Below are 20,732 nucleotides of genomic sequence, written 5' to 3' on the forward strand. Positions count from 1 at the left end.
AACCTACCCTTCTAGTTCATCCTCTTCGTAATACTTTGTTACTTTTTCCGTGAACAATACACCGTGTAAGTGATCAATTTCATGTTGAATGGCTCGTGCTAAAAAACCTTTTGCTTCTATAAAATAAGGTTTCCCTTTACGATTTTGCGCACGTACTTTCACATAATCAGCTCGAGCCACGTCACCAAAAAGGCCCGGAAAACTTAGGCAGCCTTCTGGACCGATTTGTTCGCCTCGTTGCTCAATAATTACCGGATTAATTAACTCAATTTTACCGTGTCGATCGTCCACGTCTACCACTGCCACTTGCTGCAGAACTCCTACTTGAGGAGCAGCTAGACCCACACCGTCTGCTTCAAGCATTAAATCATACATGCCGTTTAGTAATTTCGCTAATTTATTATCAAAGTTTTTAACCACTTCACACTCTTGTTCAAGTACTTCATTAGGATGGTAAACAAGCTTAAGCTTAGCCAAATAGGCACCTCCTTTATTCTTTCTATTTATATCCAAAAAGCTTCTTCTTTAACGCCATCAAGACGACTAGTTACATCATCGAGTATGGATTCAAATCAATTGTAATCGTTAAATTTTCCTTCTGCATTTCCGCTTGATAACGTTCTAATATATATTTCAACAGCGGAATCAGGCTTGGTTCCAGCTTGTATTTTAACATGCATTGATAGCGATATCTATCTTTTATCTTAGCAATGGGAGATGCGACTGGCCCTAAGATTGTTGTTTGCGGCGAAAGTTTCTGACCCAGATACTGCGAAATTTTGTCTGTAACAGACACCACTTTTGCAATATTTTCATGAGATACCGTTACAAGCGCCAAGTAAAAGAAAGGCGGATATTTATGCATTTTACGAATTTCCATCTCCTGCTTATAAAACGCATCGTAATCATGCTGACTCGCAAGTTGAATGCTGTAGTGCTCAGGCGTGTACGTTTGAATCACTACTTCTCCTGGAAGCTTGTGGCGTCCTGCTCTTCCGCTTACTTGTGTTAAAAGCTGAAACGTTTTTTCAGATGCACGAAAGTCAGGTAAATTCAGCATCGTATCTGCTGTTAAAACGCCTACAAGCGTGACGTTTGGAAAGTCTAGCCCTTTGGCAATCATCTGGGTCCCTAGTAAAATTTGCGCTTCTCCACTTGCAAACTTGTTCAGGAGCTTTTCATGCGCGCCTTTTCGGCTTGTCGTATCAACATCCATTCGCACGACTCTAGCCTCAGGCAGCACTTTTGTTAATTCTTCTTCCACTTTTTGTGTACCAGATCCAAAAAAGCGGATATGTTCGCTGTGGCATTCCGGGCACTCAGTGTGCACATGTTCTTCGTGTCCGCAGTAATGGCATTTTAATTTATTTTGATAGCGGTGATACGTTAGTGAAATTTCACAGTGCTCACATGTCGGAACGTAACCGCAGTCCCTGCACATAACAAAAGAAGAATGGCCTCTTTTATTTAAAAATAAAACGATTTGCTCTCCTTTTCCCAAACGGTTTTTCATCTTTTCAAACAGCATAGTTGAAAACATAGAGCGATTGCCGCTGCGAAGTTCCTCTCTCATATCAACAATATCCACCGACGGCATCGATGACTTATTCATTCTTTGCTTTAACGTCAGTAGCTTATATACACCTTTTTGCGCTCTTGCAAAGGACTCAAGCGTTGGTGTTGCACTTCCTAAAATGACTGGACACTGATGATGCTGCCCTCGGTAAATGGCTACATCTCTGGCATGATAACGGGGGTTTTCTTCTTGTTTATAACTCGTCTCATGTTCTTCATCGATAATAAGAAGGCCCAAATTTTCAAATGGAGCAAATACAGCAGAGCGGGCCCCTACTACAACGGATACTTCTTTTCGCTGAATTTTTCGCCATTCATCGTATTTTTCTCCAGTAGACAAGCCGCTATGAAGCACAGCAACTTTTGAGCCGAACCGCTCTTTAAACCGCTTGACCATCTGAGGGGTAAGTGAAATCTCCGGAACAAGCATAATCGCTTCTTTTCCTTTTTTTAATACTTGATCAATCGATTGGAGATACACTTCTGTTTTTCCGCTTCCCGTTACTCCATACATTAAAAACACATCGTGAAGATTTTCTTCGATGTCCTGCAGAATCGGTGCGATTGCCTCAGCTTGTTCATCGGTCAATTGAAATGGCTTTGACGGTGTAAAGTATCGATCTTGATAAGGATCACGGTATATTTCAATTTCCGTTTCCTCTAAGAGTCCTTTGTTAATCAGCGCTTTTATAGGAGCGGAGGTAATCTGCAAATCTTCCGCTATTTCTTTTATGGCTACTTCTTCATTTCGCTCGAGCATAAAAGCCAGCACTTGCTTTTGCTTTTCTGCCTGCTTATTTAACTCGTTCATAAACTGTTGAATGTCTTCAAGGCTTTGATTCAGTTTTACGCCTTTTGTCGTTTTTTTGTTTCCTTTGTTTTTCACCACGTAGACGACTTCAATTAGACCTTTTTGAATATCACGGTGAAAAGCAGGAGCAGCGGCTGTTTTTTCCACTTCACTCCACTTCAGCGAGGATCTTGACTGAAAAAACGGCTTGACTTGCTCATGAAGCTGTTCGTATGCCTCTTTTGAAAGGAGTGACAGTTCTTTATCATATTTTGCTTTCATCGCCGCAGGCAGCATGACTTGAAAAGCCGATATCATAAAACAAAGCGTTTTTTCTGTTAGCCAGTGCCCAATCTCTAACAGTTCAGGAGTCAGAACCGGCGTTAAATCAAGCAAGTCAGCGATTGGTTTAACACGCTTAACTTCAGCCTCTTCTTTAAGAGCCACCACAAACCCTTGAACTTTTCTTGGACCAAACGGAACGACAACTCGCATACCCGGAACAATAATTCCTTTCCATTTGTCAGGAATGGCGTAGTCAAAAGCTCGATCTGTTTGTTTAGCAGCCACGTCCACAATTACACTAGCTACACTCATTTTCTCAGCCCTTCTAACATTTCCTTCACTTCTTTTAACACCTCGGTAGCTACATCGTGTTTTGAAAGAATGGGAAGTTCTTTAGACTCTCCGCTTCGCTTATAGAGCGTCACAATATTTGTGTCCGTCCCAAAACCTGCTCCTTCTGTCGTCACGTTATTGGCTACAATCATATCCAAGTTTTTAGATGCAAGTTTCTTTTGTGCATATTCATCCACTTGTTCTGTTTCTGCTGCAAAGCCGACTAAAAGCTGGTGTTCTTTTCGCTCTCCAAGCGTGCGTAAAATATCTGTTGTTCTCTCTAGCTCTAATACTGCTTCACCAGGCTGCTTTTTCATCTTTTGATCAAACACATACTTTGGTCGGTAATCTGCCACTGCGGCTGATTTAATGACAACATCTGCTTCATGATAGCGCTGCATAACAGCTTCAAGCATCTGCTGCGCACTTTCAATTTGAACAACCTGCACCCCTTTTGGATACTCTAAATTCGTCGGTCCCGTTACAAGTGTTACCGATGCACCTAACTTAGCAGCTTGTTCTGCAAGAGCATAGCCCATTTTCCCAGTAGAGCGATTGGTGAAAAATCGGACGGGATCAACGCGTTCTACCGTAGGTCCTGCTGTAACCAATACATTGATACCGTCAAAGATTTTTTGTGTATCTGATACTTTGGAAAAATAAGAGCCGATTAGTGAAACAATTGTTTCTGGCTCTTCAAGACGACCTTTTCCTACATAACCGCATGCCAAATACCCTTCTCCTGGTTCTACAAAAGAGTAACCAAATGATGAAAGAGTGCTCATATTTTTTTTAACAGCGGGATGATCGTACATATGAACATTCATTGCAGGCGCAATCCACACAGGTGCAGTAGAAGCCAGCAGCGTTGTGGAAATCATATCATCTGCAAGACCATTTGCTATTTTCCCTATCATATTAGCCGTAGCAGGAGCCACTAAAATTAAATCGGGCCAATCGGCTAAATCAATATGTGCAATCACAGATGGATCTTTTTCATCAAACGTATCTGTATAAACTGGGTTTCGAGACAGAGCTTGAAACGTAAGCGGCGTTACGAACTCGCGTGCTGAAGCAGTCATCATTACTTTAACTTCCGCTCCTGCTTGTACTAATTTACTTGTTAAAGCTACGGCTTTATATACGGCGATTCCGCCGCTAACACATAATAAAATTCGTTTTCCCTTCATCATTATGCCCCCATCTATTTATCCCGCTCAACCAGCATCCGCTTGTTTACTCGGGTAACTATCTAAAGCTTTTCAATTCAATTATTATACCATTTTTGTAGTGAGACATTCACTATCCTGCTTGAATACAAACAAAAGCATCAAAAAAATAACAACCTATAAAGTAGGTTGTTATTTTTTCACTTACTGATGTTTAGAATCTTCTTCTGCTACACCTTGCTTATAGCTTAATTGTTCAGCATTAATTTCTTCTAAAGCACAGCCTACAAACTTATAAGAAACCGGCTTTTCAATCGGCGTATCATTGTGAAGCTGTAATTGACGAGCGCGTTTTGCAGCTACTGTCACAAGCGTGTACTTAGAATCTAATTTTTCCATTAGGGAATCAATTGATGGATAAAGCATGTTTATTCTACCTCCAGCATTCTTTTATAGCGCGCAGAAATACGATCACGACGGCAGTGTTCAGCCGTTACGATAGCACGGATGCGAGCACAAGCATTTTCTACTTTGTCATTTTCTACAACATAATCGTAGGCGTCCATAAGTTCAATTTCTTCTTTTGCCACGCGCATACGGTTATTGATTAAGTCTTCTGTTTCAGTACCGCGGTTTACGATACGACTTTTAAGCTCTGATAAACTCGGCGGTGCCAAGAAGATGAACAAACCTTCTGGAAATGCTTCTTTCACTTGAAGAGCACCTTGCACTTCAATTTCTAGAAATACGTCTTTTCCTTCAGATAACGTTTGTTCTACATAATCAACCGGGGTACCGTAGTAGTTGCCTACGTATTCAGCCCACTCTAATAATTTCTTGTTTTCAATCATGCGCTCAAACTCTTCGCGTGGTTTGAAGAAATAGTCAACGCCGTCTACTTCACCTTCGCGGGGCTTCCTTGTTGTTGCAGAGATAGAATACTGCAATTTAATGTCTTCTTGCTCAAACAATGCTTTTCGTACCGTTCCTTTTCCAACACCTGATGGTCCGGAAAGAACAATTAATAAACCTCTTTCAATCATCGGTTCAAGTGACCTACCCTTCTAATAATTCTTCTTTGTTTATAAGTCGCTGCGACACAGTTTCTGGCTGTACAGGAGCTAAAATAACATGATCGCTATCCATAACAATAACAGATCGTGTTTTACGTCCTTGCGTTGCATCTATTAAAGAGCCTCGATCTTTTGCATCTTGAATAATGCGTTTGATTGGAGCTGATTCAGGATGAACGACAGAGATTATACGATTAGAAGAAATAAAATTTCCAAATCCAACGTTCACTAATTTACCGCTCATAAGAAGCCTCCTGCTATACCAATATAATCTTTATCTTACACGAAGGCTATTCAATATTTTGAACCTGCTCTTTTATGCGTTCTAGTTGTGCTTTCATACTAATAACATACTGAGCAATAGTACCATTATTTGCCTTCGCACCGATTGTATTCATTTCACGATTCAGCTCTTGAACAAGAAAATCCAGCTTGCGTCCTACTGAATCAGGTGTATTTAATGCTTGAATAAATTGTGAAACATGACTTTGAATTCGCGTAAGTTCTTCGCTAATATCTGCTTTTTCAGCAAAAATAGCTACTTCAGTCAGCACTCGCTGCTCATCGAAAGTACCTTCTAAATAGTCGCTCAGCTTTCTTTTAATACGCTCGCGATATTGTTCAGCAACTTCAGGAGCAAGCTGTGTAATTTTTTCGCGAATGTCTTGAATGTCCTGTAAGTATCCCATTAAATCGTGATACAGCTCTGATCCCTCTCGTTTCCGCATATCCACTAACTGATGAACAGCAGCTTCAACGGCTTCAAAGATTGCACCATGAATACTCGTCTGATCAGCTTCTTCTTCATAAGTTGTCATCACTTCAGGCATGTGTAAAATGTCTTGAATTTGAACAGATTGTGACAGCCCGTGCTTTTCTTTTACTTGCTGCAACGCATTCATGTATTCATCAAGCAGCTGCCAATCCGTCTGCAGTTTCTTTTTTGCCATTTCTTCACCTGAAATAGTAACAAATACTTCTACTCTACCACGTTTTATGTATGTTTGAACGATTTTTTTTATTTTATCTTCAATTTCAATTAATTGTCTTGGCATACGGATAACAATTTCACAAAAACGATGATTAACAGACTTCATTTCCACTGTTACTGATCGATTTTCCACTTCCGCTTTTCCGCGGCCAAAACCAGTCATACTTTTTATCATTATCATCACATCCACTATGTACATCTTACATAAAAAGTATCGTAAAAGAAAGTGTTAGCAAAAAAAAGAAATCTCTCTTCTTTATTCAACCTGTAAAGGCTGCCTTCATGAGTTTTCTCATTTGGGACAGCCTGTATTAAAGTATAGCACAATTTATGAAGGTTTTCTTGTTAAAAGTGAACCAGCAAGTAAAAAAGTTGGAAGGCTTGCAAGTCCTAAGATAACGAGCCATTCCCGCGGTGCAATGGCCATTGTATGGAAAATAGGCTGCAGCGGCGGATAGTAGATGGCCACCAGCATAAGGATAATAGATGAAATAACAGCCCCTACAAGATATAAGTTCTGAAATGGATTCCGATCAAAAATTGATTTTTCACTTCGGCAGTCAAATACGTGAATAAGCTGTGCCATGACAAGCGTGGCAAATGCAATCGTCTGAGCATACTGCAACCGATCTGGGTCATTGTCGTAAACAATCATAAACGCAGCAAGTGTAGCAGCTCCAATTAAAAATCCACGGCTGACTACTTTCCATCCCAATCCTCTTGCAAAAATACCTTCGCGCGGATGCCTTGGATGGCGCTTCATCACGTTGTCCTCTGGCTGGTCTAAGCCAAGAGCCATCGCAGGCAAACCGTCTGTTACTAAGTTTACCCATAGTATCTGAATGGGCACTAGCGGAAGCGGAAGTGCTAAAATCATCGCAAAGAGCATAACTAAAATTTCTCCTACATTTGATGCAAGCAAGTAACGGATAAACTTCCGAATATTTTCATAGATATTTCGCCCTTCTTTGATCGCTGATTTAATAGTGGCAAAATTATCATCAAGCAAAACGAGTGAAGACGCTTCTTTTGCTACGTCTGTCCCGGTGATGCCCATCGCAATGCCTATGTCTGCTGCTTTAATAGCCGGTGCGTCATTTACGCCGTCGCCCGTCATGGCTACAATGTGATCTTTTGCTTGAAGAGCTTTAACAATTTTAAGCTTATGCTCAGGTGATACCCTTGCATATACATAAACATCATCTACTACTTCTTCTAGCTCTTCCTGCGTCATTTTGGATAAATCCGTTCCTTCCAAGACTTGACCGTTTTTCGGTAAAATTCCGAGCTGTTTTGCAATCGCCTGTGCTGTAATAACGTGGTCACCTGTAATCATAACGGTTTTGATGCCTGCGTCTCGGCATTCTTTGACCGCTTGCTTGACCTCTGGTCTTGGCGGATCAATCATTCCTTGAAGCCCGAGGAAAGTCAGGTCTTTTTCTGCTTCCTTCTCTGTATGAACGCTCTCATGTTCTCCTAACGGTCGATATGCAATAGCAATGGTTCGAAGCGCTTGGCTAGCTAAGTGATCAATCGCTCCTTTTACTTCATTATGAACCGTTACCGACAGCGTTTGTTGTCTGCTTTCCCACAAAATATTTTTGCTGTTTATAAGCAGCACATCCGGAGCACCTTTTGTTATCACATAGCGTTTATGAGATGCGTCTTCAATGACTACACTCATCATTTTACGCGTTGAATCAAATGGAAACTCTTCAATAATCGTAAACTGCTTTTGAATATTTTCTTTTGTCAGCCCCGCTTTCATCGCGGCAACAAGCAAAGCCGCTTCAGTAGGATCCCCGTCGATAACATATTCTTTATCTTTTCTCGAGATGGACGTTTGATTGCAAAGCAGACCAAACACCAAAAGCTGCTGAAGCGGTTTTTCACTCCGTGTATCAACTTCTCTTTCCTCTCGTGAAAATACGCCCGTAGGTTCATACCCTGTCCCTGATACTCTCCACGTCATTCCTCCCGACCAGAGGTGGGTAACCGTCATTTTATTTTGCGTTAATGTGCCCGTTTTGTCTGAGCAAATGACTGACGCGCATCCTAGTGTCTCAACAGCAGGAAGTTTGCGAACAATGGATCTTTGCTTAATCATGCGCTGTACACCAAGAGATAGCGCCACGGTTACGATGGCAGGAAGACCTTCGGGTATGGCAGCAACAGCTAAGGAAACTCCCGCTAAGAACATACTGTATAAATCATGCCCTTGCAGCACACCAATCCCAACAACTAATACAGTAAGTGCAAGAGCTACAACAATTAAAATTTTGCCCAATTGCTCTAACTTCCGTTGAAGAGGAGTAATCATGGCTTCAGCATTTTGAAGTAAATCAGCAATTTGCCCCATTGCTGTTTTCATTCCAATCCCTACAACGATACCTGTTCCGCTTCCTCTGGTTACAAGGGTACCCATAAACGCCATATTGTCCTGATCTCCAAGCGGCACTTCATCTCCTGACAATGCTTTTATTTGCTTACCAACAGGCAAAGACTCTCCCGTAAGCGCTGATTCTTCAATTTCTAGACTTTTGGCTTCCATAATCCGAAGGTCAGCTCCAATACGGTCTCCGCTCGAAAACTTTACAACGTCTCCTACTACCAGCTCTTTAGATGGTAACTTAACCCATTTCCCTTCACGCATGGCTGCTACTTGAGGAGCCGAAAGCTCTTTTAATGCATGAAGAGATTTCTCTGCTTTTCTTTCTTGGAAGAACCCGAGAAATCCATTAATTACCACAATAGCAATGATAGCAATTGCATCGATGTATTCTCCTAAAAGCCCTGAAATAAGCGTGGCAGCTAGTAAAACCAGTACCATAAAATCTTTAAACTGCTCTAGAAACACAAGAATGGCTGGTTTTTTCTCTCCTTCAGTCAATTCATTAAACCCTTGTTGCTGCTGACGTGCTTTTACTTCTTTGTGTGTAAGACCATGCTGCCTGTCTGTTTTTGTTACTTCTACTATTGCTTTTTCACCTAATTCATACCATTTCATTGCATCTTTTCACACCCTTTTATTTGTAAATGCACCTATTAGATTGTTACAATCTTATATCGTATGCTTATTCAGACTCGTCCTAAAAAATGCTATACTTTTCTATAGGACAATTTTCAATTACTTAAGGATGTGAGCACTGTGTCATTTGATGGTATTTTTACATATGGCATTTTACAAGAATTATCTGAGACCTTGGTTTCAGGACGAATTTCAAAAATATATCAGCCGTTTCCAAACGAGTTGATTTTACAAGTACGCGCTAAAGGTGAAAACCGCAAACTTTTAATCTCAGCTCACCCTAACTATTCACGCGTTCATTTTACAAATGAGCCCTATGAAAATCCATCTGAGCCTCCTATGTTTTGTATGCTTCTTCGCAAGCATTTAGAAGGAAGCATTATTGAACAAGTGTATCAGCTTGGATTAGACCGCATTTTAGTCATTGAAACAAAAGGACGAAATGAAATTGGCGACGTGACGTACAAGCAGCTTATTATTGAAATCATGGGAAGACATAGTAATGTTGTACTTGTAGATAAAGAAAAACAAACGATTATCGACAGTATTAAGCATGTTCCAATGGCCTTGAACAGGCATCGTACGCTTCTACCCGGAGCTCCTTACGTACTGCCTCCTAGCCAAGATAAGCTTCATCCATTTGAAGCGGACGAGGAAACCGTGGTTAAAAAAATTGATTTTAATAGCGGAAAGCTAGCCAGTCAGCTAGTGCAGACCTTCTCAGGGCTTTCTCCTTTAATTGCAAATGAAGTAGTGTTTCGCTCTGGCTTAGCGAATCGTTCTACCCTTCCAAAATCATTCGTCGAAACCATGACGCTGATCAAAGAAGGTCAGTTTACACCGACTCTGACAACCGTTAATCAAAAAGACTATTTTTATTTACTCGAATTAACGCATTTAGAGGGTACGAAAAAAACGTATGCAACTATCAGCGAGCTTCTTGACCGCTATTACTACGGGAAAGCAGAGCGAGATCGTGTAAAGCAGCAAGCGCATGATTTGGTACAGTTTATTTCCACCGAGAAAAAGAAAAATGAGAAAAAAATAAAAAAACTTGAGCAAACGCTGCAAAATGCAGAAAAAGCATCTGATTACCAGCTAGCCGGTGAACTCCTTACGGCAAATTTACACCTTGTCAAAAAAGGAGATGCGAAAGTGGATGTTATTAATTATTACGATGAAAATAGCGGTACACTTACGATTTCATTAGATCCGCAAAAATCACCGTCTCAAAATGCTCAAAGCTATTTTACAAAGTATCAAAAAGCGAAAAATTCCGTTTCGATTGTAATCGAACAGATTGAAAAAGCAAACGAAGAAGTACAGTATTTTGAATCACTTATTCAGCAAATGGATACTGCTACTCACAAAGACATTGCCGAGATTCGCGAAGAGCTTGTGGAAGAAGGATATTTGCGCAACCGTCAGCAAAAGCAAGCAAAAAAACAAAAAAACACCACGCCTACACTTGAACAATACGTTTCAAGCGACGGCACGACGATTTTAGTTGGAAAAAACAATAAGCAAAATGAGTATTTAACAAATCGCCTTGCTGCTCGTGATGACGTTTGGTTTCATACGAAAGATATACCGGGTTCTCACGTTGTTATCCGCAGCCAAGAGCCTTCAGAAGAAACAATTTTAGAAGCGGCTCACCTTGCTGCTTACTTTAGTAAAGCCAAGAATTCAAGTTCGGTACCAGTGGACTATACAAAAATTCGCCACGTAAAAAAACCAAGCGGTGCTAAACCTGGTTTTGTGACGTACGATAATCAGCAAACGGTGTACGTAACGCCTAGCGAAGAACTTGTACTGAAGCTGCGCCAGTCATAACAAAAACCCCCTTTCTATATAGGGGGTTTTTAGTTTAGTTCATCCATGAAGGATCTGAAGGATTTTCACGCCATTTAAATAGCTTTTCCATCGCTTCTTCTTCAATGTATCCCGCTTCGTTTGCCGCCTCTACTAGCGTAGAGTAGTCTGTTAAAGAATAAACTTGAAGTTCTTTTTCTTTAAACAGCTGACGCGCTTTTTCCAGCTCATATGTAAAGATAGAAACAACTCCCAGTACTTCACAACCCTGCGCTTTTAATGCATCGACTGCGGTAAATACACTTCCGCCAGTTGAAATCAAATCTTCAATCACAACTACTTTTTGACCTTTTGTTACTTTTCCTTCAATTTGATTTCCTTGGCCATGTTCTTTTGCTTTGCTTCGCACATAGCACATTGGAAGCTCTAGCGCTTCACTTACCCATGCTGCATGAGGAATACCAGCTGTAGCTGTACCAGCAATCACTTCTGCATTGGCAAAATACGTTTTAATTAAATGCTGCAGACCTTTTGCAATTTCTTTTCGCACTTTTGGGTAGCTAAGCGTTAGACGGTTGTCACAATAAATAGGCGACTTAATTCCAGAGGCCCACGTAAACGGATCGTTCGGTTGAAGGCTTACTGCCTCAATATCAATTAATTGTTTTGCAATTTCTTTTCGTAGTTTTGTCATCGCGTAATACGCTCCCCTTTCCACTGCTGTAACATCTCATAATATGCTTTAAGCGGGTCTTTTGCTTTAGTAATAGAACGTCCAACCACAATGGCACTTGAGCCATATTCTCTCGCTAGCTGAGGCGTTGCTACGCGGACTTGGTCATCTACTGAATCTGCGCCCATACGAATACCCGGCGTTACGGTCAAAAAGTCCTCTCCTGCTGCTTTTCGAATCGAAGGCACTTCATGAGTAGAACATACAACGCCGTCTAGTCCGCTTTTTTTAGCAAGCGCTGCATAATGCGTAACCACTTCTTGCATCGAGTGCGTAATCAGCTGCTGCTCTTTTAGCATTTCATCCGATGTACTTGTTAGCTGAGTAACCGCAATACAATCCGGACGTTTTTTGCCAGCAGCGGTTCCTAAGTCAAGTCCTTCAACGGCTGCTTGCATCATATTCGTTCCGCCGGCTGCGTGAACGTTAACCAAATCCACTTCAAGAGAAGCCAAAGACTTCATTCCTTGCTTTACCGTGTTTGGAATATCGTGAAGCTTTAAGTCTAAAAAGATCTGGTGGTTTTGCTCTTTTAATGCAGAAATAATGGATAGCCCTTCTTTATAAAACAGTTCCATGCCTACTTTCACAAATAATGATTCTTGTTGAAAAGGCATTAAAAACTGCTGTACATCGTTAATTGATGAAAAATCAAGAGCAATGATTAACGGTTGCTTCACGCTTTTTCCAGCTCCTTCCGATACATTCTGAAACATGCTCGTATCCTAATGATGTTAATAGCCTTGGCAATTCGTCAATGATGGTTGGGCATACATACGGATCGACAAAGTTTGCTGTACCAACCGCTACGGCACTTGCACCTGCATATAAAAATTCAAGTGCATCTTCAGCAGTCGTCACTCCGCCCATACCGATAATTGGAATGTTTACTTTTTGGCTCACTTCATACACCATTCGAATCGCTACCGGTTTAATTGAAGGTCCTGACAGTCCGCCTGTGCCGTTCGCTAAAACCGGCTGAGCTGTTTTCAAATCCAGACGCATCCCGAGAAGCGTATTGATCATCGTTAAGCCATCCGCGCCAGCTTCTTCAACAGCCATTGCCATGTCTACAATATTGGATACGTTTGGTGATAGTTTAACATAAACTGGAACATTTGAAACATCTTTTACCGCTTTTGTTAAACGAGCGGCGATGACAGGATCTACGCCAAACGCAATTCCGCCTTCCTTTACGTTAGGACATGAAATATTCAATTCAAGTGCTTTCACATTTGATACGGTTGAAATTTCTTTTGCCACGTGCACATATTCTTCAATTGAAGCACCGGCTACGTTCGCGATAATCGGCACATCATATTGCTGAAGCCAAACGAGCTCTTCATTCATTACTTTTTCTAGCCCAGGATTTTGTAATCCAATCGCATTTAACATTCCTGCAGATGTTTCCGCTACGCGAGGAGTTGGATTGCCAAAACGAGTTTCAGCAGTAGTCGCTTTAATCATAATGGCTCCAAGTGCATCAAGTGAATAAAATTGAGCATACTCACGCCCAAATCCAAAGCAGCCGGATGCTGGCATAATTGGATTTTTCAAATCTAACCCTGGTAATGTCGTTTTTAGCATACTCATAGAAGCACCTCCCCTGCTTGAAAGACGGGACCGTCGCTGCAGATTTTTTTATACGCCGTAGAATCATCACTTTCCCTGCATACACATGCAAAGCAAGCGCCGATTCCACAGCCCATTCTTTCTTCTAAAGAAATGTAAAGCGGCTTGTTTGTATAATTATTTTCTAGTGCTTTTAACATCGGAGTTGGACCGCATGAAAACATAACGTCATATGAAAACTGATGCTCGTCAATCACCGTTGTGACAAAACCTTTTGTTCCGTAAGAGCCGTCTACCGTTGCAATATATGTTTCTCCTAAAGCTAAAAACTCTCGTTCATAAAATACGTCTGCTTTTGATTGAAAACCCAGGACGTGGATAACCTGCACGCCTTTTTCACGAAGTCTTTTTGAAAGCTCATAGAGCGGAGGCACTCCAATGCCTCCCCCTACTAATAAAGCCGTTTGACCTGACTCTATTGCATCTAATGGAAAACCGTGGCCAAGGGGACCTAACACGTCAATCGACTGTCCGGCTTGTTTTTCAGCCAGCAGCGATGTTCCCGCTCCTTCTGCACGGTAAATCATCGTAAATTGTTCGTGCGTTTGATCAATTTCTGCAATACTGATTGGTCTGCGAAGCAGTGGCAAATAGTCGTTGTTGACGCGGATATGCACAAACTGCCCCGGCTCATTCATGAAACGAACAAGCTCGCCTTGAAGGGTTAATTCATATACATTGTGTGTTAACGGTCGCTGACTGACGACTTGCATCATTTCATGTTTGATCATACGGTTGTCACCTCTTTGGTTGGACGAACTTTTTTCATTGGCGTTGTATGGAAGCTGATCGTTTCAAGCACTCTTAAAATCGCTTCTGCTGTATCAAGTGATGTTAAGCAAGGTACGCCATTTTCAACTGCTTCACGGCGAATTTTAAATCCGTCACGCGCAGGCTGTTTTCCTTTTGTTAGCGTGTTGATGACCAGCTGGGCTTCACCTTTTCGTATCACATCTAAAAGATTGTGATCTTCATGATGAATTTTATTTACTATTTTTACGCGAATGTCTTCTTTTGTAAACGTTGAAGCTGTTCCTTCCGTTGCAATCACCTGGTAGCCAATATTAGCAAAGCGCTTTGCTAACGCTGTTGCCTCTTCCTTATCTTTATCCGCTACTGTCATAAGTACTGAACCGTACGGCTTAATGGACATACCTGACGCAATTAGTCCTTTATATAATGCTTTTTCGTACGTTGAATCTTGCCCCATTACTTCTCCAGTAGATTTCATTTCAGGTCCAAGCGTAATATCTACGCGGCGCAGCTTTGCAAATGAGAAGACCGGCACTTTTACGTAGACGCCTTCTTCTTCAGGGTGCATGCCTGATTCATAGCCAAGATCTTTTAAACTTGTTCCTAAAATTACTTTTGTTGCCACATTCGCCATCGGAATACGCGTGATTTTACTTAAGAACGGCACCGTACGGCTTGAACGAGGATTTACTTCAAGAACAAACACTTCTCCTTTTGATAAGACGAACTGAATGTTAAGCAGGCCAATAATGTTTAAGCCTTTTGCAATTCGTGTTGTGTAATCAATGATCGTATCTTTTACGTCCTGTGACAGAGTTTGCGGTGGGTATACAGCGATGGAGTCGCCTGAGTGGACACCCGCGCGCTCTACATGCTCCATGATTCCTGGAATAACCACTGTTTCACCGTCTGAAATGGCATCGACTTCAATTTCTTTTCCTGTTAAGTAGCGGTCGATTAATACAGGATGATCAGCGTGTACTTTTACCGCGTGTTTCATATAATGAAGCAGCTCTTCTTCTTTATACACAATTTCCATCGCGCGTCCGCCCAGTACGTATGAAGGACGTACAAGCACCGGATAACCAATTTCTTTTGCGACAACCACTGCTTCTTCAACTGAAGTAACCGTCTTTCCAAGCGGCTGAGGTACTTCTAAACGCGCTAGCGTCGCTTCGAATTTTTTACGGTCTTCCGCTGCATCTAAGCTTTCAAGCGACGTACCTAAGATCTTGACCCCTCTTGCTTCTAGCTCATCCGCTAAGTTGATTGCTGTTTGACCACCGAACTGTACAACCACACCTTCTGGTTTTTCTAAATCGATGATATGCATCACATCTTCAATCGTCAGCGGCTCGAAGTATAATTTATCTGAAATACTGAAGTCAGTTGACACTGTTTCTGGATTGTTATTGACAATAATCGCTTCGTATCCAGCTTCTTTAATCGCCCACACCGAGTGAACCGTTGCATAGTCAAACTCAATTCCTTGCCCGATGCGGATCGGACCTGACCCTAACACTACAACGCTTTTACGATCTGTAACAATCGATTCATTTTCATCTTCAAACGTACCGTAGAAATATGGTGTTGTAGATTCAAATTCTGCTGCACATGTATCTACCGTTTTGTATACTGGCATCACGCCGTTTTGTTTGCGGAAGTCGTATACTTCACGCTCTGTTTGATTCCATAGCTTAGCAATCGTGCAGTCTGCAAATCCCATTTCTTTTGCTTCCTGTAAAACTTCTACATTATGAATCTCTTCTTTTAACACATTTTCAAAAGCAATCACTTTTTCAAGTTTTACTAAGAAGAAAAGATCGATTTTGCTCCACTCGTGAATTTGCTGAATCGTTACGCCGCGGCGAATGGCTTCTGCGACGTAGAATAATCGCTCATCGCCAGCTTTGCGAATACGTTTTTCAATAATGGCATCATCAAATTCATGCGCATCTTTTAACTCTAAGTGATGAACGTTTGACTCAAGTGAGCGTACGGCTTTTAAAATTGACTCTTCGAACGTGCGGCCAATTGCCATTACTTCCCCTGTTGCCTTCATCTGTGTACCTAGTTTACGGTTAGCTGATTCAAATTTATCAAACGGCCAGCGTGGAATTTTAGATACGATGTAATCTAGTGCAGGTTCGAAACATGCGTATGTCTTCCCAGTTACCGGGTTCATCATTTCATCTAATGTTAACCCTACCGCAATTTTTGCGGCTAATTTTGCAATTGGATACCCTGTTGCTTTTGATGCTAAGGCCGACGAACGGCTTACACGAGGGTTTACTTCAATTACGTAATACTGGAAGCTTTCTGGGTCTAGTGCTAGCTGAACGTTACATCCGCCTTCGATTTTAAGCGCTCGGATAATTGTTAGTGACGCATTTCTAAGCAGCTGATACTCACGGTCGCTTAGCGTTTGGCTTGGTGCTACAACAATTGAATCTCCCGTATGAATACCGACCGGGTCAAAGTTTTCCATATTACATACTACAATCGCATTATCGTTTGCATCGCGCATTACTTCATATTCAATTTCTTTAAAGCCTGCAATGCTTTTCTCAAGTAAGCACTGTGTTACAGGACTGTGTTTTAACCCACTTGTTACAATTTCAATCAGCTCTTGCTCGTTGTTACAAATTCCGCCTCCCGTACCGCCAAGCGTATAAGCAGGACGCACGATTACCGGATAGTTTACTTGTTCAACAAACGCATACGCTTCGTCTAGTGAATGAATGATTTCACTTGCTGGGACAGGCTGATTTAGTTCATTCATTAATGAACGGAACTGCTCACGGTCTTCAGCTTGTTCAATCGCTGATAATTTTGTCCCGAGAATTTCTACGTTAAATTCTTCTAAAATGCCCGTTTCGTGTAATTCTACCGCTAAGTTCAGTCCCGTTTGACCGCCAAGCGTTGGAAGCAGTGCATCCGGGCGTTCTTTACGAATAATTGAGCTTACAAATTCAACCGTTAGAGGTTCAATATATACTTTGTCTGCCATTTCTGAATCTGTCATGATTGTTGCAGGATTGGAGTTCACAAGAATAACTTTGTATCCTTCTTCTTTTAACGCAATACATGCTTGCGCTCCTGCATAGTCAAACTCTGCCGCCTGTCCAATGACGATTGGTCCTGATCCGATTACGAGAATTGTGTTAATATCTTGACGTTTTGGCATTAGCAATTACCTACTTTCTGATTGTTTTTCATAAGATCCATAAATTCGTTGAACAATCCGTTTGCATCTTCAGGTCCCGGTGATGCTTCAGGGTGATACTGAACCGTAAATGCCGGATATTCTTTATGCTTTACTCCTTCAACTGTTCCATCGTTAAGCGCAACGTGCGTCACTTCTAATGGCGTGTTGACAAGAGATGGCTCACACACTGTATAGCCGTGGTTTTGAGATGTAAGAGCTACTTTATTGGTTTTTAGATCCTTTACAGGATGGTTGGATCCACGATGACCAAATTTCATTTTTTCTGTATCTGCTCCGCATGCTAGGGCAAACAGCTGATGTCCTAAACAAATTCCGAAAAGCGGAACCTTCCCTAAAACCCCTTGAATCATCTCGATTGCTTCAGGTACGTCTTTTGGGTCTCCAGGTCCGTTGCTTAACATAATGCCATCTGGATTTAATTGAAGAATTTCTTGCGCAGTTACGTTATAAGGAACCACAATCACGTCGCATTGACGAGCTGTTAATTCACGTAAAATTCCGTGTTTCATTCCAAAGTCAACGAGTACCACTTTTTTACCTCTGCCTGGGCTTGGGTAAGGCTTCACCGTTGATACTTTTTTAACTGAATCAGTCGGAAGTTCATGATTTTGAAGCTGTGCTACCACTTCTTCTACATTGACTTCCATGCTGCACACGCGTCCACGAAGCGCACCGTGCTGACGAATTTTTCGCGTTAATTTTCGCGTGTCGATTCCAGCTAATCCTGGAATATCTTTTTGTTTTAAAAATTCATCTACTGATAGTTCGCTTCTGAAGTTTGAAGGAGCATCACAAATTTCTTTTACAATCAAACCGTGTACAGCTGGTTCAATCGACTCAAAGTCATCGCGGTTAATACCGTAGTTTCCGATTAAAGGATATGTTAATGTCACAATTTGTGCACAGTATGATGGATCAGACAGAATTTCTTGATATCCTGTCATTCCCGTGTTGAAAACAACTTCTCCTGTCATTTCTTTGTCGCTGCCGAATCCTTTTCCGATAAATACTGTTCCATCTTCTAAAATTAGTTGACGTTGCATGCTTTAACATCCTCCCATACTCGTTTACCTTCTACTAATGTCATTACCGGCCAACCTTTGCATACCCAGTTAGCAAACGGCGTGTTTTTACCTTTGGATACAAATTCTTCTGGATTAATTGCTTTTTCTGTTTCAAGATCAATGATGGTTAAATCCGCTGTTTTTCCCACTTCAATCGTGCCATAAGGAAGATTGAATGTTTCAGCCGGCTTGTTTGTTAAATACGATACTAGCTGCTCTAGCGTCATTACTTCTTTTAATACCAAGTTTGTATAAAGAAGCGGGAAAGCTGTTTCAAGTCCCACAATTCCAAACGGCGCAAGCTCCATGCCTTCTGCTTTTTCGTCCGCTGTGTGCGGTGCGTGATCAGTGGCGATAAAATCAAGCGTTCCGTCTAATAAAGCTTCAATTAATGCCTGTTGATCATCTTTTCCTCGAAGCGGCGGATTCATTTTGAAATTCGAATCAAGTCCCGGGATATCTTCTTCATTTAGTAACAGATGATGAGGCGTTACTTCTGCAGTTACGCGAATGCCTGCTTTTTTCGCATCACGAATGGCGCGAATGGATTCTTTTGTACTTACGTGACACACATGGTAGTGACAGTTTGCTGCTTCAGCAAGCAGGACATCTCGTGCAATTTGAACGGCTTCGCAGATAGATGGGATACCGTTTAGTCCATGTTCTTTTGCAAATTTCCCGTCGTGTACGCAGCCTTTGTTAATTAAATCATTATCTTCACAGTGTGCAACGATTGCTTTGTTTAATGAAGCGGCTTTTTTCATCGCTTCTAGCATCATTCCTGTTGACTGAACCCCTACTCCATCATCTGTAAAAGCAAATGCTCCCGCTTCTTTTAAGCCTTCAAAGTCCGTTAATTCTTTTCCCAATTGACGAGTAGTAATCGATGCGTACGGTAATACGCGCACATGTGCTGTTTCTTCAATGCGCTTGTTTACCCACTCCATTTGTTCAACAGTATCAGGCACTGGACGCGTGTTCGGCATTGCAGCAATTGCTGTAAAACCGCCCTTTGCAGCTGCTAGAGTACCTGTTTCAATTGTTTCTTTCTTTTCTCCCCCTGGCTCACGCAAGTGAACGTGGACATCGATTAAACCCGGTGATAAGAAGTTCCCGCCTGCATCAATGACTTCTTCATTCTCTACGTCAATGTGTGAAGCTATTTCAGCAATTACACCATTTTCAATTTTCAGTTCGACTTTTTCAATTTTTCCTTCATTTAACCATGTAGCATTTTTGATAATTGTTGTCATTATTAAGTCCCCTTTCAATTGGTTGTAGCGCTCTTGCTAATACTGCCATGCGAATGTATACGCCATTTTGCATTTGTTTAAAAATTCTTGAGCGTTCACATTCAACGAGCTCATCTGCAATTTCGACTCCTCTGTTCACCGGAGCTGGATGAAGAATAATGCTATGTGATTTCATTTTCCGCTCTCGTTCAACGGTTAATCCGAAGCGGCTATGGTAGTTCTTTGCAAGCTCTGAAGTGTTCTCTTCATGCCTTTCAAATTGAATACGCAGTAGCATCACAACATCGACCGTTTCGATTGCTTCATCGATATCAAGATATGTACCGTGTCTGTTCTCTTCATCTTTCCATTCTTCAGGTCCCGCAAAATATACGGTCGCCCCTAGTTTTGTCAGCATTTCTGCATTCGATCTCGCTACGCGGCTATGTCGCAAATCTCCGACTATTGCGACTTTTAATCCTTTAAACGAGCCGAACTCTTGGCGAATTGTCAGTAGATCAAGCAGACACTGAGTTGGATGCTGACCGCATCCGTCTCCTGCATTAATGATGGGAATCGATACTTTTTCCTGCAGTGCTTCATAATAACGATCTTGCGGGTGGCGAATAACAACTGACTGAACACCGATTGAAGCTAATGTTTCAATCGTGTCATAAAGCGTTTCTCCTTTTTGGACGCTTGAAGTTGTTACTTCAAACGGAATTGTTGTTAATCCTAGCTGCTGTTCTGCCATTTCAAAGCTGCATCGAGTACGCGTGCTCGCTTCAAAAAATAAGTTGGCAACAAACATTTTCTCTTCCGGTTTCCATCCTTGTTTATTCGTTCGATAGTTTTCAGCGCTGTCTAAAATCTCTAGAATTTCATTTGTTTCTAGTGTTGAGACTGTCACTAAATGTTTCATATCGATTCCCTCCATTTTTGCTTTCCTCGCATTTCTTTATAAAAAACACCCTTTCTAACTTAGAAAGGGTGTAAGAAAACAAGCTTCGTCTATAACGCGCTTTTCACACAC

The 20,732-nt window shown here is 41.5% G+C and carries 17 protein-coding genes; 1 reads left to right on the top strand and 16 read right to left on the bottom strand.

Features of this window, described 5'->3' with window-relative positions; translation table 11 throughout:
• Nucleotides 1–3: 3 nt before the first annotated feature.
• From def to CEQ83_RS20550, 8 genes are all read right to left on the bottom strand, one after another.
• Nucleotides 4–477: a peptide deformylase gene (gene def / locus CEQ83_RS20515; protein WP_013084828.1), complete on the bottom strand. Its 474-nt coding sequence runs from the start codon at nucleotides 475–477 to the stop codon at nucleotides 4–6.
• A gap of 70 nt (nucleotides 478–547) precedes the next feature.
• On the bottom strand, nucleotides 548–2,962 hold the full coding sequence (gene priA / locus CEQ83_RS20520) for a primosomal protein N' (RefSeq protein ID WP_155017488.1): 2,415 nt from the start codon (nucleotides 2,960–2,962) through the stop codon (nucleotides 548–550).
• Nucleotides 2,959–4,176, bottom strand: a complete 1,218-nt coding sequence (coaBC, locus tag CEQ83_RS20525; RefSeq protein ID WP_098999577.1) for a bifunctional phosphopantothenoylcysteine decarboxylase/phosphopantothenate--cysteine ligase CoaBC — start codon at nucleotides 4,174–4,176, stop codon at nucleotides 2,959–2,961. The genes priA and coaBC overlap by 4 nt, the downstream gene beginning before the upstream one ends.
• 180 nt (nucleotides 4,177–4,356) lie before the next feature.
• Entirely contained in the window at nucleotides 4,357–4,578 is a 222-nt protein-coding gene (gene rpoZ / locus CEQ83_RS20530) for a DNA-directed RNA polymerase subunit omega (protein ID WP_013058926.1), read from the bottom strand.
• Between the two features lie 2 nt (nucleotides 4,579–4,580).
• On the bottom strand, nucleotides 4,581–5,195 hold the full coding sequence (gmk, locus tag CEQ83_RS20535) for a guanylate kinase (protein ID WP_013058927.1): 615 nt from the start codon (nucleotides 5,193–5,195) through the stop codon (nucleotides 4,581–4,583).
• 13 nt (nucleotides 5,196–5,208) lie between these two features.
• The gene (locus tag CEQ83_RS20540; protein ID WP_013084831.1) at nucleotides 5,209–5,469 is read right to left on the bottom strand and encodes a DUF370 domain-containing protein; all 261 of its coding nucleotides are present in this window, start codon (nucleotides 5,467–5,469) and stop codon (nucleotides 5,209–5,211) included.
• A 46-nt stretch (nucleotides 5,470–5,515) separates the two neighbouring features.
• The gene (locus CEQ83_RS20545) at nucleotides 5,516–6,391 is read right to left on the bottom strand and encodes a YicC/YloC family endoribonuclease (RefSeq protein ID WP_028411458.1); all 876 of its coding nucleotides are present in this window, start codon (nucleotides 6,389–6,391) and stop codon (nucleotides 5,516–5,518) included.
• Nucleotides 6,392–6,544: 153 nt separating this feature from the next.
• Nucleotides 6,545–9,223 (bottom strand): cation-translocating P-type ATPase, encoded by a 2,679-nt coding sequence (locus CEQ83_RS20550; protein ID WP_098999575.1) that lies wholly within the window; start codon nucleotides 9,221–9,223, stop codon nucleotides 6,545–6,547.
• 141 nt (nucleotides 9,224–9,364) lie between these two features.
• Between CEQ83_RS20550 and CEQ83_RS20555 the strand changes: the two genes are divergently transcribed.
• On the top strand, nucleotides 9,365–11,077 hold the full coding sequence (locus tag CEQ83_RS20555; protein ID WP_176343453.1) for an Rqc2 family fibronectin-binding protein: 1,713 nt from the start codon (nucleotides 9,365–9,367) through the stop codon (nucleotides 11,075–11,077).
• Between the two features lie 34 nt (nucleotides 11,078–11,111).
• On the opposite strand, the gene pyrE is transcribed toward CEQ83_RS20555, so the two are convergent.
• From pyrE to CEQ83_RS20595, 8 genes are read right to left on the bottom strand one after another with little or no spacing between them, the layout of a single operon-like run.
• Nucleotides 11,112–11,750, bottom strand: a complete 639-nt coding sequence (gene pyrE / locus CEQ83_RS20560) for an orotate phosphoribosyltransferase (protein WP_029715075.1) — start codon at nucleotides 11,748–11,750, stop codon at nucleotides 11,112–11,114.
• The gene (pyrF, locus tag CEQ83_RS20565) at nucleotides 11,747–12,469 is read right to left on the bottom strand and encodes an orotidine-5'-phosphate decarboxylase (RefSeq protein ID WP_028411462.1); all 723 of its coding nucleotides are present in this window, start codon (nucleotides 12,467–12,469) and stop codon (nucleotides 11,747–11,749) included. The genes pyrE and pyrF overlap by 4 nt, the downstream gene beginning before the upstream one ends.
• A complete protein-coding gene (locus CEQ83_RS20570; protein ID WP_013058933.1) occupies nucleotides 12,441–13,382 on the bottom strand; it encodes a dihydroorotate dehydrogenase in 942 nt (313 codons plus the stop codon). Before CEQ83_RS20570 ends, pyrF begins: the two co-directional genes overlap by 29 nt.
• A complete protein-coding gene (locus CEQ83_RS20575; protein WP_154973134.1) occupies nucleotides 13,379–14,152 on the bottom strand; it encodes a dihydroorotate dehydrogenase electron transfer subunit in 774 nt (257 codons plus the stop codon). Before CEQ83_RS20575 ends, CEQ83_RS20570 begins: the two co-directional genes overlap by 4 nt.
• Nucleotides 14,149–17,361, bottom strand: coding sequence for a carbamoyl-phosphate synthase large subunit (gene carB / locus CEQ83_RS20580; RefSeq protein WP_014458390.1), 3,213 nt, complete (start codon nucleotides 17,359–17,361; stop codon nucleotides 14,149–14,151). Before carB ends, CEQ83_RS20575 begins: the two co-directional genes overlap by 4 nt.
• The gene (locus CEQ83_RS20585) at nucleotides 17,361–18,446 is read right to left on the bottom strand and encodes a carbamoyl phosphate synthase small subunit (RefSeq protein ID WP_028411464.1); all 1,086 of its coding nucleotides are present in this window, start codon (nucleotides 18,444–18,446) and stop codon (nucleotides 17,361–17,363) included. The genes carB and CEQ83_RS20585 overlap by 1 nt, the downstream gene beginning before the upstream one ends.
• Nucleotides 18,431–19,720, bottom strand: coding sequence for a dihydroorotase (locus CEQ83_RS20590; RefSeq protein WP_154973132.1), 1,290 nt, complete (start codon nucleotides 19,718–19,720; stop codon nucleotides 18,431–18,433). The genes CEQ83_RS20585 and CEQ83_RS20590 overlap by 16 nt, the downstream gene beginning before the upstream one ends.
• Complete coding sequence (locus CEQ83_RS20595) at nucleotides 19,683–20,621, bottom strand: aspartate carbamoyltransferase catalytic subunit (protein WP_028411466.1); 939 nt, start codon at nucleotides 20,619–20,621, stop codon at nucleotides 19,683–19,685. The genes CEQ83_RS20590 and CEQ83_RS20595 overlap by 38 nt, the downstream gene beginning before the upstream one ends.
• Nucleotides 20,622–20,732 lie beyond the last annotated feature (111 nt).

It is taken from the genome of Priestia megaterium (genome assembly GCF_009497655.1).
GTDB lineage: Bacteria > Bacillota > Bacilli > Bacillales > Bacillaceae_H > Priestia > Priestia zanthoxyli.

What these genes read in the sequence shown, in the direction of transcription:
- pyrE (WP_029715075.1), bottom strand. Translation starts at nt 11,750, where the DNA reads ATGACAAAACTACGAAAAGAAATTGCAAAACAATTAATTGATATTGAG.
- CEQ83_RS20540 (WP_013084831.1), bottom strand. Translation starts at nt 5,469, where the DNA reads ATGAGCGGTAAATTAGTGAACGTTGGATTTGGAAATTTTATTTCTTCT.
- CEQ83_RS20585 (WP_028411464.1), bottom strand. Translation starts at nt 18,446, where the DNA reads ATGCAACGTCAACTAATTTTAGAAGATGGAACAGTATTTATCGGAAAA.
- gmk (WP_013058927.1), bottom strand. Translation starts at nt 5,195, where the DNA reads ATGATTGAAAGAGGTTTATTAATTGTTCTTTCCGGACCATCAGGTGTT.
- CEQ83_RS20545 (WP_028411458.1), bottom strand. Translation starts at nt 6,391, where the DNA reads ATGATAAAAAGTATGACTGGTTTTGGCCGCGGAAAAGCGGAAGTGGAA.
- CEQ83_RS20550 (WP_098999575.1), bottom strand. Translation starts at nt 9,223, where the DNA reads ATGAAATGGTATGAATTAGGTGAAAAAGCAATAGTAGAAGTAACAAAA.
- carB (WP_014458390.1), bottom strand. Translation starts at nt 17,361, where the DNA reads ATGCCAAAACGTCAAGATATTAACACAATTCTCGTAATCGGATCAGGA.
- coaBC (WP_098999577.1), bottom strand. Translation starts at nt 4,176, where the DNA reads ATGATGAAGGGAAAACGAATTTTATTATGTGTTAGCGGCGGAATCGCC.
- CEQ83_RS20595 (WP_028411466.1), bottom strand. Translation starts at nt 20,621, where the DNA reads ATGAAACATTTAGTGACAGTCTCAACACTAGAAACAAATGAAATTCTA.
- CEQ83_RS20590 (WP_154973132.1), bottom strand. Translation starts at nt 19,720, where the DNA reads ATGACAACAATTATCAAAAATGCTACATGGTTAAATGAAGGAAAAATT.
- CEQ83_RS20575 (WP_154973134.1), bottom strand. Translation starts at nt 14,152, where the DNA reads ATGATCAAACATGAAATGATGCAAGTCGTCAGTCAGCGACCGTTAACA.
- priA (WP_155017488.1), bottom strand. Translation starts at nt 2,962, where the DNA reads ATGAGTGTAGCTAGTGTAATTGTGGACGTGGCTGCTAAACAAACAGAT.
- rpoZ (WP_013058926.1), bottom strand. Translation starts at nt 4,578, where the DNA reads ATGCTTTATCCATCAATTGATTCCCTAATGGAAAAATTAGATTCTAAG.
- CEQ83_RS20570 (WP_013058933.1), bottom strand. Translation starts at nt 13,382, where the DNA reads ATGAGTATGCTAAAAACGACATTACCAGGGTTAGATTTGAAAAATCCA.